The 14,827-nt window shown below is 65.6% G+C and carries 17 protein-coding genes; 10 read left to right on the forward strand and 7 right to left on the reverse strand.

All coding sequences use genetic code 11. From position 1 onward, the window contains the following. Position 1: 1 nt before the first annotated feature. Positions 2–766: a VacJ family lipoprotein gene (locus AO684_RS16655; RefSeq protein ID WP_054303943.1), complete on the reverse strand. Its 765-nt coding sequence runs from the start codon at positions 764–766 to the stop codon at positions 2–4. A 172-nt stretch (positions 767–938) separates the two neighbouring features. Here AO684_RS16655 and AO684_RS16660 point away from each other — a divergent pair, with 172 nt between their 5' ends. From AO684_RS16660 to AO684_RS16690, 7 genes are all read left to right on the forward strand, one after another. Continuing rightward, a complete protein-coding gene (locus AO684_RS16660) occupies positions 939–2,687 on the forward strand; it encodes a type I secretion system permease/ATPase (protein ID WP_054303857.1) in 1,749 nt (582 codons plus the stop codon). After that, positions 2,684–4,102: an HlyD family type I secretion periplasmic adaptor subunit gene (locus AO684_RS16665; RefSeq protein WP_082401066.1), complete on the forward strand. Its 1,419-nt coding sequence runs from the start codon at positions 2,684–2,686 to the stop codon at positions 4,100–4,102. Before AO684_RS16660 ends, AO684_RS16665 begins: the two co-directional genes overlap by 4 nt. Before the next feature lie 91 nt (positions 4,103–4,193). Next, positions 4,194–4,652, forward strand: coding sequence for a RidA family protein (locus tag AO684_RS16670; RefSeq protein WP_054303858.1), 459 nt, complete (start codon positions 4,194–4,196; stop codon positions 4,650–4,652). After that, positions 4,649–5,419 carry a glycerophosphodiester phosphodiesterase family protein gene (locus AO684_RS16675; protein ID WP_054303859.1) on the forward strand — a complete coding sequence of 257 codons (771 nt, stop codon included), beginning with the start codon at positions 4,649–4,651 and terminating at the stop codon, positions 5,417–5,419. Before AO684_RS16670 ends, AO684_RS16675 begins: the two co-directional genes overlap by 4 nt. A 52-nt stretch (positions 5,420–5,471) precedes the next feature. Then, positions 5,472–6,641, forward strand: a complete 1,170-nt coding sequence (locus AO684_RS16680; RefSeq protein ID WP_054303860.1) for a GNAT family N-acetyltransferase — start codon at positions 5,472–5,474, stop codon at positions 6,639–6,641. Between the two features lie 15 nt (positions 6,642–6,656). After that, positions 6,657–7,268 (forward strand): glutathione S-transferase family protein, encoded by a 612-nt coding sequence (locus tag AO684_RS16685; RefSeq protein ID WP_054303861.1) that lies wholly within the window; start codon positions 6,657–6,659, stop codon positions 7,266–7,268. Then, complete coding sequence (locus tag AO684_RS16690) at positions 7,265–7,633, forward strand: 4a-hydroxytetrahydrobiopterin dehydratase (RefSeq protein ID WP_082401068.1); 369 nt, start codon at positions 7,265–7,267, stop codon at positions 7,631–7,633. Before AO684_RS16685 ends, AO684_RS16690 begins: the two co-directional genes overlap by 4 nt. Before the next feature lie 34 nt (positions 7,634–7,667). On the opposite strand, the gene AO684_RS16695 is transcribed toward AO684_RS16690, so the two are convergent. Continuing rightward, positions 7,668–8,156, reverse strand: a complete 489-nt coding sequence (locus AO684_RS16695; RefSeq protein WP_054303862.1) for a peroxiredoxin — start codon at positions 8,154–8,156, stop codon at positions 7,668–7,670. Between the two features lie 90 nt (positions 8,157–8,246). Here AO684_RS16695 and AO684_RS16700 point away from each other — a divergent pair, with 90 nt between their 5' ends. From AO684_RS16700 to AO684_RS16710, 3 genes are read left to right on the forward strand one after another with little or no spacing between them, the layout of a single operon-like run. Further along, positions 8,247–9,452 carry an NAD(P)/FAD-dependent oxidoreductase gene (locus tag AO684_RS16700; RefSeq protein WP_054303863.1) on the forward strand — a complete coding sequence of 402 codons (1,206 nt, stop codon included), beginning with the start codon at positions 8,247–8,249 and terminating at the stop codon, positions 9,450–9,452. Then, positions 9,449–10,018 carry a 16S rRNA (guanine(966)-N(2))-methyltransferase RsmD gene (gene rsmD / locus AO684_RS16705; RefSeq protein ID WP_054303864.1) on the forward strand — a complete coding sequence of 190 codons (570 nt, stop codon included), beginning with the start codon at positions 9,449–9,451 and terminating at the stop codon, positions 10,016–10,018. Before AO684_RS16700 ends, rsmD begins: the two co-directional genes overlap by 4 nt. Continuing rightward, positions 10,018–10,665, forward strand: coding sequence for an HAD family phosphatase (locus AO684_RS16710; RefSeq protein ID WP_152968456.1), 648 nt, complete (start codon positions 10,018–10,020; stop codon positions 10,663–10,665). The genes rsmD and AO684_RS16710 overlap by 1 nt, the downstream gene beginning before the upstream one ends. Here the strand turns inward: AO684_RS16710 and ruvB are convergent. The 5 genes from ruvB to ruvC form a co-directional block, all read right to left on the reverse strand. Next, the gene (gene ruvB / locus AO684_RS16715; protein WP_054303866.1) at positions 10,662–11,696 is read right to left on the reverse strand and encodes a Holliday junction branch migration DNA helicase RuvB; all 1,035 of its coding nucleotides are present in this window, start codon (positions 11,694–11,696) and stop codon (positions 10,662–10,664) included. The genes AO684_RS16710 and ruvB overlap by 4 nt on opposite strands. Positions 11,697–11,748: 52 nt before the next feature. After that, a complete protein-coding gene (htpX, locus tag AO684_RS16720; RefSeq protein WP_054303867.1) occupies positions 11,749–12,669 on the reverse strand; it encodes a zinc metalloprotease HtpX in 921 nt (306 codons plus the stop codon). Between the two features lie 67 nt (positions 12,670–12,736). Next, positions 12,737–13,315: a YceI family protein gene (locus tag AO684_RS16725; RefSeq protein WP_054303868.1), complete on the reverse strand. Its 579-nt coding sequence runs from the start codon at positions 13,313–13,315 to the stop codon at positions 12,737–12,739. A 146-nt stretch (positions 13,316–13,461) separates the two neighbouring features. Further along, complete coding sequence (ruvA, locus tag AO684_RS16730) at positions 13,462–14,145, reverse strand: Holliday junction branch migration protein RuvA (protein WP_054303869.1); 684 nt, start codon at positions 14,143–14,145, stop codon at positions 13,462–13,464. Next, a complete protein-coding gene (gene ruvC, locus AO684_RS16735) occupies positions 14,142–14,660 on the reverse strand; it encodes a crossover junction endodeoxyribonuclease RuvC (protein ID WP_054303870.1) in 519 nt (172 codons plus the stop codon). Before ruvC ends, ruvA begins: the two co-directional genes overlap by 4 nt. Positions 14,661–14,827 lie beyond the last annotated feature (167 nt).

Here is a 14,827-nt window from a genome sequence, read left to right on the forward strand (position 1 = left end):
GTCACTCCTCGTAAGGGTCGATGAAACTGTCACCACCATCTTCGGCCTTCTGACCAAGCTCGAACCGGCGGTTCTGAAGATAGAGCAGCCGTGCCTGCGCATAGCTGTCGGCGCTATCATATAGGACCGAGTCGATGGTTTCGGAATAGCGGTCGCGATCACCAAGTTTTGAACCGACCTTGGCCACCGTGGCGTAATAGCTTTCGGGCGTCGGCAGGACCAGACGCACCGGATTGGCCACCACATCGACCGCCGTTCCGACGGTATCGCGCACCGTGCTCGGCCCAATGCCCGGCAGTTCGACATAGGCGCCTTCGCCCACGCCCCAGACATGCAGGGTTTCACCGAAATCGGTCTTGCTCTGATGCACCCCCATCGCGCCCGCCGGATCGAACAGCCCGCCGATCCCGATGGTGGAGTTGACCGCGAAGCGCAACACATTGGTGACAAAGCGTTCCGGGTTGCCCTGAAGCGCGCCGTTCACCGCATCCCCGGGCAGATCGAGGTTAGAGGCGAAGTTCGACACCCCTGTCTTGACCGGCGCCGGAATGATCGCGCCATAGGCTTTGGACGATGGCCGGACCAGCGCCTTGTCGAGCCCGAGATTGACCGAATGAAAGGCCCGGTTGGTCTTTTCATAGGGGTCGTAGGGTTCGGCAGGCGGCGGCGGCGCGGCGCAGGCAGACAGAATCGCCGCCGTGAGTCCGGTCAGGCCAAGGCGGATCGCCGAATTGCGCCGGATACGAGAATTCAATGGAAAAACCATCACCATAAGCCTAGTGTCGCGTCCATTCAGCGCCCCGAAGGACAGTCTTCCGGGCCAGAAGGCAAGGGATAAGCCGCACGCCATGCATTGACAACCGCAAAGCGTGGCGCACAGGTGACGCAAAATGATTTGGCAGCGGCTCCGACGGCCGATGCGAAAGGAGTAGGCAATAATGAGCCGACCAGAGCTTTCGGTGAATGTCGCACCGGGTCTAGCCGAACTCAGGGCCGCAAGACGCGAATCCTACGGCGTCATCCTCGCGGTGTTCCTGTTCAGCGTCGTGGTCAACCTGCTGATGCTGACCGGACCGCTTTACATGCTTCAGGTCTATGACCGTGTGCTGGGCAGCCGGTCCGAGCCGACGCTGGTCGCGCTTTCGGCGCTGGTTATCTTTCTTTTCATCATGATGGGTGTGCTGGATCACGCGCGCGGCCGCATCATGGCACGGGTCGGCGCGGCCTTTCAGGCCCGGCTGGACCGCCGTGTGTTCGAAGCTGCGCTGCGCCGCTCGCAGGTGGCGCCGAACGACCCCGCCGCCACTGCCGCCCAGCGTGACCTGGAGGCGGTGCAGCGGCTCTGGACCTCGCCGGTCCTGCTCGCGGTGTTCGACATTCCGTGGACGCCCCTGTTCATCGCCGCGATCTTCGTCTTCCATTCCTATATGGGCTGGCTGGCCATCATCGGCGGTATCCTGCTGATCTTCGTGACCATCCTGAACCAGCGGATGACCAAGACGCCGCTGAACCGCGCCAACAGCGCCACCATCGTGGCCGAACGCATGGCCGACAACCTCAAGGCCGAGGCCGAGGTGGTGCAGGCGCTGGGGATGCAGAAGGCTGGCTTTGACCGCTGGCAGAAGGCACGCGCCACCGCTCTGGCGCAAACCATATCCGCCGCCGATCTGGGCGGCACCTTCTCGGTCCTGACCAAGACATTCCGCCTGTTCCTTCAATCGGCCATGCTCGGCCTCGGTGCCTGGCTGGTGCTGAAGGGCGAATTGTCCGCCGGGGCAATGATTGCCGGGTCCATCCTGATGGGCCGTGCGCTGTCGCCCATCGAGGTGGCCATTGGTCAATGGGCCGTCGTCCAGCGGGCGCAGGAGGGCTGGAACCGCCTGGCCGAACTGTTCACCCGCGTGCCGGTCGAGCCGCCGCGCACCCAGCTTCCGCGGCCCCGGGCCAATCTGGAGGCGCAGAACCTGACCGTCGTACCGCCGGGCGAAAGCTTCGCCACGCTGCGCATGGTGAATTTCCAGCTTCAGCCCGGCCAGGCGCTGGGGGTGATCGGGCCGTCCGGCTCGGGCAAATCCACGCTGGCCCGCGCACTGATCGGCGCGTGGAAACCGGCGGGCGGCAAGGTGCGGCTGGATGGCGCAGCGCTGGATCAATACGATCCCGACACGCTGGGCAGCTACATCGGCTATCTGCCGCAGCGCGTAACCCTGTTCGACGGCACGATTGCGGAAAACATCGCCCGCCTTCAGGGTAACCCCGACGGGCTGAAGGTGGTCGAAGCGGCACGCAAGGCCGCCGCCCATGACATGATCGTCAAGCTGCCCGAAGGCTATGACACCCGCGTGTCGGCCCTTGGCGGGCGGTTGTCGGGCGGTCAGATCCAGCGGATCGGTCTGGCCCGCGCCATGTATGGCGACCCGGTCATCGTGGTGCTGGACGAGCCGAATTCCAACCTCGACAACGAGGGGTCGGTGGCGCTCAATGCCGCGATCCGCTCGATGAAGGATGCCGGTTGCGCCATTCTCATCATGGCCCACCGCCCCGCCGCCATTCAGGAATGCGAACTCCTGCTGGTGATGGAGGATGGCACCCGCCGCGCCTTCGGGCCGCGCGATCAGGTGCTGCGCGACATGGTCAAGAACCACACTGAAATCGTCAAGAATGCCGGCCCCGGAGGCGTGACATGAGCGAACCCAAAACCCCCGCCGGTAACGAGGGCAAGCCGGAGAACCCGCTTCCCGCCGCGCCGCGCGCCACGGCGGTGGCAGAGCCACGCCCGGCCCGGCCCCCTGCCCTGCCGAAAGACGCGGCAAATGCCTGGTCGCCGCGCCGCTATGTCGTGCTGGGCCTCGCGGCCTTTGCCGTCCTGTTCGGCGGCTTCGGCGTCTGGAGCGTGACGACCAACATCGCCGGTGCCGTGGTGGCGCATGGCCAGATCGAGGTCGAGAACCATCGCCAGGTGGTGCAGCACCCGGATGGCGGGGTGGTTGAAACCATCGCCGTCACTGATGGCGACAGCGTGCAGGCGGGCGACCTGCTGCTGAAGCTTGATGGCACGGTGCTGCGTTCGGAACTGACTATCGTCGAGAACCAGCTTTACGAAATCATGGCCCGCCGCGCCCGGCTGACCGCCGAACGCGACGACCAGACCACCATCACCTTCGCGCCCGAACTGATCGCGGCAGCCGAGACCAAGGACGAGGTGAAAGAGCAGATGGACGGTCAGGTCCACCTGTTCGACGCCCGCGCCGATACGCTGTCCAAGCAGATCGGCCAGCTGGCCGAACGCCGCGCGCAGGTGCAAAGCCAGATCACCGGCATCGCTGCACAATCCGATGCGCTGGGAACCCAGCTGGAACTGATCCAGAAGGAACTGGCCGACCAGCAGTCGCTGCTGGAAAAGGGACTGGCGCAATCCAGCCGCGTGCTGGCGCTGCAACGCGAGGAGGCACGTCTGCGCGGTCAGGTGGGAGAGCTTGAGGCCTCAAAGGCGCAGGCGGGCGAAAGCGTGTCTGAGATCGAGCTGGAGATGCTGCGTCTCAGCGCCTCACGGCGGGAAGAGGCGAACAGCCAGCTGCGCGACATCGGCTATCAGGAACTGGAACTGGCCGAACGCCGCCGCGCCCTGACTGAACGCATCGCCCGGCTGGAGATTCGTGCGCCGGTGTCGGGGGTCGTGCTGGGCCTACAGGTCACCACGCCGCGCTCGGTCATCCGTCCGGCCGATCCGGTGCTTTACCTGATCCCGCAGGACCGCCCGCTGGTCATCGCCGCACAGGTTTCACCCATCCACATCGACCAGGTCTATGCCGGGCAGGAAGCCCGGCTGCATTTCTCGGCCTTCAACTCGCGTACCACGCCGGAACTGACGGGCCGCATCGCGCTGGTTTCGGCAGATGCCCTGACCGACCAGCGCAGTCAGGCCAGCTATTACCGGGCCGAAATCGTGCTGGAACCGGGCGAGATTGAAAAACTGAAGGGGCTGACGCTGCTGCCCGGCATGCCGGTCGAGGCGTTCATCCGCACCCATGACCAGACGCCGCTGGCCTATCTGCTGAAACCCTTTACCGACTACTTCAACCGCGCCTTCCGCGAGACCTGAGGTCGCGGAAACACCGGAACAGGACGGGGGCGGCACTTGCCGCCCCTTTCGCTTGGCGCTAGCCTCCGCCGCGACAGAACAGGAGGTTCCCATGACCATCGAAGCCCGTCTTGCCGAACTCGGCGTCACCCTGCCCGACGCGCCCGCGCCGGTTGCCAATTACGTCGGCTTCGTGCTGACGGGGAACCTGCTGCATGTCTCAGGTCAGGTCAGCGCCGATGCCAATGGCCCGATCAGGGGCAAGCTGGGTGCCGATTTCACCGTGGAACAGGGCGCCGCCGCCGCGCGCGCCTGTGCCATCTCGCTGCTCGCCCAGGCCAGGAAAGCCTGTGACGGTGATCTGTCGCGCATCAAGCGGCTGGTGAAACTGGGGGGCTTTGTCAACTCCACCCCTGACTTCACCGACCAGCCCAAGGTCATCAACGGCGCTTCCGACTTCATGGTTGCGGTGCTGGGGGATGCCGGGCGTCACGCCCGCGCTGCCGTTTCGGCCCCGGCGCTGCCGCTGGGTGTCGCCGTCGAGATCGACGCGATCTTCGAACTGAAATGACCCGCATTCCGCTGCCCACCGCCTTTTTGCACCAGCCCGTCGCGCATCGCGCCCTGCACGACCGCGCGGCTGGCCGGCCGGAAAACAGCCTTGCGGCCATTCGGGCCGCGATGGATGCGGGCTATGCCATCGAGATCGACCTGCAACTGTCGTCCGATTGTGTGGCCATGGTATTCCATGACGAGGATCTGCCCCGCCTGACCGGGCGGCCGGGCTGGGCGGCGGATCATACGGCGGCGGAACTGGGTGCGATGACCCTGCTCGGCACCGATGAAACGGTGCCGACACTGGCCGGGGTTCTGGCTCTGGTTGCCGGCAAGGTGCCGCTGCTGATCGAGATCAAGGACCAGATGCTGTCCCCCATAGGCCGCATCGGACCGTTGGAACAGGCGACGGCTGCTGCACTGGCGGGCTATGACGGGCCGGTGGCGCTGATGTCTTTCAACCCTGACAGCGTGGCCGAAATGGCCCGGCTCTGTCCCGATCTGCCGCGCGGTTTGACGACAGGCAGCTATGACCCGGTGTCCTATGCCCCCCTGTCCCCCGTACTGTGCGACCGGCTGCGCGAGATCCCCGATTATGATCGCACCGGCGCCAGTTTCATCAGCCACGAGGCCGCTGATCTGCCCCGCCCGCGCGTCGCAGAGCTGAAGGCACAGGGCGCCGCGATCCTGTGCTGGACCATCCGGTCGCCCGAGGCCGAGGCGACAGCCCGCAAAATCGCCGACAACATCACCTTCGAGGGATATCTGGCCGCGAAGGCTTGACCGGCGCGCGCCGCGCCGCATCTGCTGTGCGTAACCATGATCGAGGGGCCGCGTGTCCGACCTGACCGTCACTCTGGCCGAAAGCATCGCCGCCGTCCCGGCTGCTGACTGGGACGCGCTGGCCGCGCCCGGCACGGGGCGCCCGGACGATCCGTTCACCACACATCGCTTCCTGCTGGCGCTGGAGGCATCGGGGTCCACCGGCCCCGGCACCGGCTGGCTGGCCCGGCCGCTGCTGGTGCATCGTGGAGCGCAGATGATCGCCGCCGCCCCGCTATACGTCAAATCCCACAGCCAGGGCGAATATATCTTCGATCATGGCTGGGCCGAGGCATACGAACGCGCGGGCGGGCGGTATTACCCCAAGCTCCAGATCGCGGTGCCCTTCACCCCTGCCACGGGGCGGCGCTTTCTGACCCTGCCGGGTGAGGAGGTCGCAGGCATGGCGGCGCTGATCGAGGGCGCGACCCGGGTGGCGCAACAGAACGGGCTCTCCTCGCTGCACGCCACTTTTTGCACCGAAGCCGAGGCGGAAACCGGCGCCGCCATGGGGCTGATGCCGCGCCTGACCCAGCAATTCCACTGGCAGAATGACGGTTATTCCAGCTACGAGGATTTTCTGGCCACCCTGGCCTCGCGCAAGCGCAAGGCGCTGCGCAAGGAACGCGCCATGGCCAATTCCCACGGGTTGCGCATTGAAAACCTGACCGGCGATGCGCTGCGCGCCGAACACTGGGACGCTTTCTGGGCCTTCTATCAGGACACCGGCAGCCGCAAATGGGGCCGCCCTTACCTGACCCGCAATTTCTTTGATCGCATCCAGCAGACCATGCGTGATGATGTACTGCTGGTGCTGGCTTTCGACGGCAGCCGCCCGGTGGCCGGGGCGCTGAACTTCATTGGACGCAGCGCGCTTTATGGCCGTTACTGGGGCTGCGTGGAGGATTACCCCTGTCTGCATTTCGAACTGTGCTACCATCGGGCGATCGACTGGGCGATTGCACAGGGGCTGGACCGGGTGGAGGCCGGGGCACAGGGCGAACACAAGCTGGCGCGCGGATATCTGCCGGCAGAGACGCATTCGCTGCACTGGATCGCCGATCCCGCTTTCGCCCGCGCTGTGGCGGACTACCTTGATCGGGAACGCGCCGCCGTGGATGAAGAGATCGAGGTGCTGACCGCCTATGGCCCCTTCCGCCGCGGACCCGCGCAGGATGACTGACCGAAGGACACCGCCATGACCGCTCTGACGCTTTACACCAATCCGATGTCGCGTGGCAGAATTGCCCGCTGGATGCTGGAAGAGACCGGCCAGCCCTATACGGTAACGGTGCTGAACTATGGCACCACGATGAAGGCACGCGACTATCTGGCAATCAACCCGATGGGCAAGGTGCCGACGGTGGTCCATGACGGCCGGGTGATTACCGAATGCGCGGCGATCTGCACCTATCTGGCCGATGCCTTCCCCGAAGCCGGGCTGATGCCCGCTGACCGTGCCGCCTTCTACCGCTGGATGTTCTTTGGCGCGGGTCCGGTGGAACAGGCCGTCACCAATACGGCGCTTGGCTTCGTCGTGCCGCCCGAACGCCAGCGCACCGCCGGATATGGCTCGCTGCAGGATGTGGTCACCGCGCTGGAACACCGGCTGGCCGAGGCGCCCTATTTCGCGGGCGACAGCTTTTCGGCGGTGGATGTCTATCTGGGGTCGCAGATCGGCTGGGGCCTGCGCTTTGGCACCCTGCCAGACCGCCCGGCGTTCCGCGCCTATTGGGATCGTATCGCGGACCGCCCTGCCGCGAAACGCGCACAGGCCGCAGATGATGCGTTGATGGAGCAAAAAGCATGAGCACGCCACCGCTGTCCGAAGACGCCCGCGCTACCGCACTGCCGCCACTGATGGAAACCGGCTGGCAGCCGGTGCCGGGGCGCGATGCGATCCGCAAGATCTGGCGGTTCAAGGGGTTTTCCGAAGCCTGGGGCTTCATGTCCCGCGCGGCACTGGCGGCGGAACGTCTGAACCATCACCCGGAATGGTTCAACGCCTTCAACATCGTGGATGTGACGCTGACCACGCATGATTGCGGCGGCCTGTCCGATCTGGATGTGAAGCTTGCCAACCGGATAGACAAGCTGGCGGGTGCGGCGGCAGTGGAACATGACCACACCAGCCGCACCGCCTGCCTGTGCGAAACCCGGCCCGGACAGGGCTGACCCCGTCCGAACCGAAAGGGCCGGACCGAGAGGCTCAGATCGCCGCCAGCAGCGACTCGCCGCCCGAGGCTTCGCAGACGCCGGGGCTTTCTTCCAGATGCAGCACCTTGACCACGCCATCCTCGGCGTAAAGCGCATAGCGCTTCGAACGGTCGATCAGACCCGCGGGCGGCGCAGTGAAGTTCAGACCGATGGCCTTGGTGAAGCTGGAATCCGCATCGCCCAGAAAGGTCAGCCCGGCTTCGGCCGCGCCGGTCGCATCTGCCCAGGCCTTCATCACGAAGGGATCATTGACCGAAACACAGATGATCTCGTCCACGCCCTTGGCGGCGAACTTGCCCTTGGTGCGGATGAAGCTCGGCACATGCGCGGTGGTGCAGACGCCGGTATAGGCTCCCGGCAGGCCGAAAATCACGACCTTGCGACCCTTGAGCTTCGACCCAAGCTCTACCTGCTCGGGCCCGTTGGCACCCATGGCCAGCAAAGTGGCATCCGGCAGGCGGCTTCCTTCAGAAATCGTCATTTCACGTCCCTCGCGCGTTGCGTTACCGATAGCGCCAGATATAGGGTCCGCCGTAAGACAGGGCCAGAGGCGGCAGTGGAGGAAGACGGGATGGCGCATTTCGTGGTGGTGGGGGCCGGTCAGGCCGGGGCCGCTCTGGTGGCAAAGCTGCGTGCGCTGGGGTTTCAGGGCGACATCACGCTGATCGGCGAGGAAACCGCCCCGCCCTACCAGCGCCCGCCACTGTCCAAGGCCTATCTGCTGGGCGAGATGGAGGAGGAACGGCTCTGGCTGCGCAGCGCCGATTTCTATGCCGACAACCGCATCACCCTGCGGCTGGGCGAAGCTGTAACCGCCATCGACGCAAGCGCCCGCACCCTGACCGTCGGCGGTGAGCACCTCTCCTACGATGAGCTCGCGCTGACGACCGGATCGGTGCCGCGTCGCCTGCCCGCCGCGTTCGGCGGTGATCTGGCGGGGGTCTATACCGTGCGCACGCTCGCCGATGTCGATGCGATGCGGGCCGAGTTTCAGCCCGGCCGCCGGGTCGTCATCGTCGGTGGGGGCTATATCGGGCTGGAGGCCGCGGCGGTGGCCGCGAAGCTGGGCCTGAATGTCACGGTGATCGAGGCCGCGCCGCGCATCCTGCAACGCGTCGCCGCGCCCGAAACCGCAGATTATTTCCGCGCCCTGCACGGCACGCATGGCGTCACGATCCGCGAGGGCGTGGGTCTTGCGCGGCTGGCAGGCGAAACCCGCGTGACCGCCGCACATCTGGCCGATGGCAGCGAACTGCCCTGTGATTTCGTCATCGCCGGCGTCGGCATCCTGCCGGTCACTACGCTGGCCGAGGCGGCAGGCTGCGCCATCGAAAATGGCATCCGCACCGATGCGCTGGGTCTGACAAGCCAGCCGCACATCTGGTCGGCGGGCGATTGCGCCTCTTTCCCGCATGGGACGGGGCGGCTGCGTCTGGAATCGGTGGGCAATGCCATTGATCAGGCAGAGGCCGTGGCCGCCAACATGCTGGGTGCCGGGCAGCCCTATGTGGCGAAGCCCTGGTTCTGGTCGGATCAATATGACTGCAAATTGCAGATTGCCGGGCTCAATACCGGCTATGACCACATCGTCACCCGCAAGGGCGAAGGTGCTGCGGTCAGCTTCTGGTATTATGCGGGCGACACGCTGCTGGCGGTGGATGCGATGAACGACGCGCGGGCCTATATGGTCGGCAAGCGGCTGATCGAGATGGGTCGCAGCCCCGCGCCGGAGGCTGTGTTGGATACGCCCGACCTGAAGGTGCTTCTGAAGGCATGAGGATCATCGGCGGCACGTTCCGGGGGCTGAAGCTGGCCGAGGTGGGCGCGGGCGACGCGGCGGCGCATCTGCGTCCCACCACCGACCGCGTGCGGGAATCCATCTTCAACCTGCTGGTCAACGGCCGCATCGCACAAACGGGCGATCCTGTGACACGCGCACGGGTGCTGGACCTGTTCGCGGGAACCGGCGCTCTGGGGCTTGAGGCGCTCAGCCGTGGGGCGGCCCGCGTTGCCTTCGTCGATGACGGCACCGCCGCGCGCGCGTTGCTGCGTCGGAATATCGAGCTGATGCGCGCCATGGGCCAGACCGATGTCTGGCGCCGCGATGCAACGCGCATGGGGCCGAACCGGGGCGCAGGCTATACTCTGGTCTTTCTTGACCCGCCCTATGGCAAAGGTCTGGGCGAACAGGCGCTGGCTTCCTGCGTGGCGGGTGGCTGGCTGGCCCCCGGCGCTGTTGTCGTCTGGGAAGAAAGCGCCGCACCGCTTGCCCCCGCCGGATTCGAACAGATCGACCAGCGCGCCTATGGCGATACGGTCATCACGCTTCTGAGGGCGGCATGATCCCGGCGGCGGTTCTGTTCGATTGCGATGGCGTGGTGGTGGACAGCGAAGGCCCCACTTTCGACATGCTGGCCGAAGATCTGGCCGCGCGTGGCCTGCCGCTGACCCATGCCGAGATGGAGCGGCTGTTTCTGGGCGGCACCGTTGAAAAAGTGGGCCTGCGCGCCGCCGGGATGGGCGCCGATATCCCGCCGGGCTGGGCGGCAGATTTCTATGAACGGCTTTACGCCCGGCTGGCCGAAGGCACGCCGCTCATCCCCGGTATTCTGGACGTGCTGGACCGGCTGGATACGGCAGGGGTGCCCTATGCCATCGGCTCGAACGGAACCGGGCGCAAGATGGGCATTACCATCGGTCAGCATCCGGCGCTGGCCGCACGGCTGGAAGGGCGGATGTTTTCCGGCATCGACCTGAAGATGATCAAGCCCGCACCCGATCTTTACCTGCACGCCGCTCAGGCGGTTGGCGCTGATCCCGTCGCCTGCGTGGTGGTAGAGGACAGCCCGACCGGCGCGCGGGCGGCCCGCGCCGCCGGGATGCGCTGCATGGGATTTACCCCGCAGGGGGATGGTGCCGCGCTGGCAGCCGAAGGCGCGGTGATCTTCCGAGCCATGGCCGAACTGCCCGCATTGCTGGGGCTGGATTAAAGGTCGAACAGCCCGCCTTGCGCTGCCTGCTGCGGTTGCGGCGGGGCGAGACCGATGTGGCGCCATGCCTTTGCCGCCAGCATTCGCCCGCGCGGCGTGCGCTGGATCAGCCCCTGTTGCAGCAGGTAAGGCTCGATGACCTCCTCGATGGCATCACGGCTTTCCGACAGGGCGGCGGCAATAGTCTCCACTCCCACGGGGCCACCGCCGTAGTTCTCGGCCAAAAGCAGCATGTAACGGCGGTCTGCGCCGTCGAGGCCAAGGTTATCGACCCCCATCCGGGTCAGCGCCCGGTCGGCAATGGCGCGGGTCAGCCGCCCGTCGCCTTCGACCGTCACGAAATCCACCACCCGACGCAACAGACGCCCGGCGATCCGGGGCGTGCCGCGCGCACGACGTGCAATCTCGCGCGTGCCCTCGGCCAGCGGTTCGACCCCCAGCAGACGGGCGCCGCGGGTGACGATATGGTCAAGCTCATCCTCGGTGTAGAATTGCAGCCGGGTCGGGATACCGAAACGGTCGCGCAAAGGCGTGGTCAAAAGGCCCAGCCGCGTCGTTGCGCCCACCAGCGTGAAGGGTTGCAGGTCAATCCGCACCGTCCGCGCCGCCGGCCCCTCGCCGATCACCAGATCCAGCGCGAAATCCTCCATCGCCGGATACAACACCTCTTCCACCACGGGGGAAAGGCGGTGAATCTCGTCGATGAACAGCACGTCGCGCGGTTCCAGATTGGTCAGGATCGCCGCCAGATCGCCGGGTTTCGCCAGCACGGGGCCAGAGGTCATGCGGAACCCCACCCCCAACTCGCGCGCCATGATCTGCGCCAGCGTGGTCTTGCCCAGACCGGGCGGGCCATGGAACAGCGTATGATCCATCGCCTCGCCCCGCATCCGCGCGCTTTCGATGAAGATGCGCAGGTTCGCCCGCGCCTCGGCTTGCCCCACGAAATCATCCAGCACCTGCGGGCGCAGGGCGCGGTCGGCGTCCTCGGGCAGGCGGTCGGGGCGAAGGGCGGGATCGGGCTGGGTCATGCCCGGAACAATCCCCGAACGGCGGTGATTTGGCAAGCGGATTGGCCGCGCCTCAGGCCCAGGGGCCGCGTCGCCCGCTGCGCGGGATCGACGAGGCGCGGGTCGCCTGCACCGGCGCCGCCGTCCCCCTCTGTCCCGCCAGTGCCATCAAGGCCGCCACCCGGTTTTCCGTGTTCGGATGGGTGGAAAACAGCGCGTCGCGCGCATGGGCGTGCAGCGGGTTGATGATGAACATATGCGCCAGCGCCGGATTCGCCTCGGCCCGGGGATTGTCGATCCCCTTGGCGAAAGCCTCGATCTTGCGCAGGGCCGAGGCCAGCCACATGGGATGGCCGCAGATTTCTGCGCCAATCCGGTCGGCCTCGTATTCGCGCGAGCGTGAAATCGCCATCTGCACCAGACCGGCCATCAACGGCGCGAGGATCATCACCAGAATCCCGCCAATCAGCCCACCACCGCCCTCGCGATCACGACTGCCGCCAAAGAAGAAGGCGAAATTGGCCAGCATCGAAATCGCCCCGGCCATGGTGGCGGTCACGGTCATGATCAGCGTGTCACGGTTGCGGATGTGCGCAAGTTCATGCGCCATGACCGCCGCGATTTCCTGCCGGTCGAGCCGCCGCAACAGCCCCGTGGTCGCGGCCACGGCAGCATTTTCCGGGTTGCGGCCGGTGGCGAAGGCATTGGGCTGGTCTGTGTCGATGATGAACACCCTAGGGCGCGGCATCCCCGCGCCATCGGCCAGATCATGCACCAGCGCCACGAAATCCGGCGCGCTCCGGGCATCGACTTCGCGTGCGCCTGTCATCGACAGTACCGCTTTGTCGCTGTTCCACCAGGTAAACAGGTTCATGCCACCGGCAAAGACCAACGCGATCAGCGCGCCGGACGATCCGCCGATGAGGCCGCCAAGACCCATGAACAGGGCGGTCATCGCCGCCATCAACAGGGCCGTCTTGAAATAACCGTTCATCGAACACCTCCGCGCCCAGCGATATGGGGCGAAGGAAAGGGGCGGACAAGGCCCACCCCCTCAGGCGTCATTCCGCCTTCATCGCCTCGATCGAGATTTCCACGGTCACATCGTCCCCGACATAGGGCGCGAACATGCCGAGGTTGAAATCGGTGCGCTTCAGCGTAGTGGTGCCGGTGAAGCCCATCCACGGTTTCTTAGCCATCGGATGCTCGCCCGCCTGGGTCAGCGCCGCATCCAGAACCACCGATTTGGTCACGCCGTTCAGCGTCAGGTCGCCGGTGATCTTGGCGGTTTTCTCGCCCGTCACCTCGATGCCGGTGGATTTGAAGGTGACCAGCGCGCTGTCGTCAGCCGCGTTGAAGAAATCGGGCGACATGAAATGGTCAAAGCGTTCCTGCCAGCCGGTCAGCATGGTGCGGACGGGGAAGGACACTTCGACGCTGGAGGCTGCCGGATCTTCGGCATCAAAGCTGATATTCCCGTCGAAGCCCGAGAACATGCCCGTCGTGGTCGAGAAACCAAGGTGGTTGTAGCTGAACACGATCTGGCTGTGCGAGGGGTCAAGCACATAGGCCTCGGGCGCGGCCATGGCGGGGGCAGCGGTCAGCGCGGCCAGAAGCGACAGGGTGGAAAGGCGGATCATCGGGAACTCCGTCTGTTTGCAAGGTCGGGCAGCACATGCTGCATGCGCAGAAACTGCCCGGCCCGCCTTCTGTGCACAATTCAGTGCCTGCGAACATGGTCTGTTCGCTGCCGAACATCAAAAGCAGGTCAGAGCCCTTGAATGGCTCAGTTTTTTGGCATGAGGAGCTTCAGCGCCCGGCGGATCAGCTCGGCAGTATCAGCCTCGGGCGCCTCTCCCGAGACCGTGGCCACGGCCTGCGCCGCATCGGCCTGGCCATAGCCGAGGTTCAGCAAGGCCGACAGGGCATCCGCACTATGAGCCGCGCGGGTGACGGCAGGCCGGACCGGGGCACTGCGGGCGGGCTTCGCCTTGACAGCGGGCGCGGGTAGCGCCTCGTCTTCCGTCACGACGGCCTCTGCCATCAGGCTGCTGCCCTGGGCCATGATCGCCGGGGCCTTGGATTTCAGCTCCAGCACCACGCGCTGCGCGATTTTCGGGCCGATGCCGGGTGCCGCCTGAATGGCACGGGCATCACCCAGGGTGATCGCCCGCGCTGTCCCCTCGGCCCCCAGTGTGCCCAGAATCGCCATGGCAGCCTTGGCGCCGACCCCCTGCACGGTGGTCAGCAGGCGATGCCATTCTTTTTCCAGCATGGTCGGAAAGCCGAAGAGTTGCAGCAGATCCTCGCGCACCAGAAGTTCGGTATAAAGGGCGCAGGCCTCCCCCACGCCGGGCAGCGCCGCCAGAGTACGGTCGCTGACATGGACGATATACCCCACGCCGCGCACGTCGATCAGCACATGATCGGCACCGCGCCACTCGATCCGGCCCGCAATCCTGCCGATCATCCCGCCGCCCTCCGCAATGCAGCCTCCAGCCGGCCGCTCGACTGACAGTGATGCGCATGGCAAATGGCAATCGCAAGTGCATCCGCCGCATCAGGACCGGCGATCTTCACCCCCGGCAGATGCAGCCGCACCATGTGATCCACCTGAACCTTCGCAGCATGCCCCACACCCACCACGGTCTTCTTTACGGCATTGGGCGCATACTCACCCACCGTCAGGCCGAATTGCGCCGGCACCAGCAGGGCGATCCCCCGTGCCTGCCCCAGCTTCAGCGTGGCCACCGCATCCTTGTTGACGAAGGTATGTTCCACAGCCGCCGTATCAGGCGCATGCGTATGCAGCACCTCGGTCAACTGAGCATGCAGGCTGCAAAGCCGCTGTGCCAGATCCCCGTCACCCGTTCCAGGTGTGGAATGGCAAATCCCGTTTGCGATATGGGCGATTCGCGTGCCGGAAACCTCGATCACGCCCCACCCGAGGTTCCGCAACCCCGGATCAATGCCCAATACCCGCATGCCCGCGCCTTTTTGTTCTGCATTTTCCCCAAACTAGCACGAAAGAAGAACATCCGCCAAGATCAATTCGGGCTTGCATCCGGCGCAGGCCGGGGTATGAATTTCGCATATTTGCGACTATCCGGCCGATGAAGGCGACGATCGCCAGCGGCCCTCGCAAAGCACTG

Source organism: Gemmobacter sp. LW-1, from assembly GCF_001303875.1.
GTDB lineage: Bacteria > Pseudomonadota > Alphaproteobacteria > Rhodobacterales > Rhodobacteraceae > Gemmobacter > Gemmobacter caeni.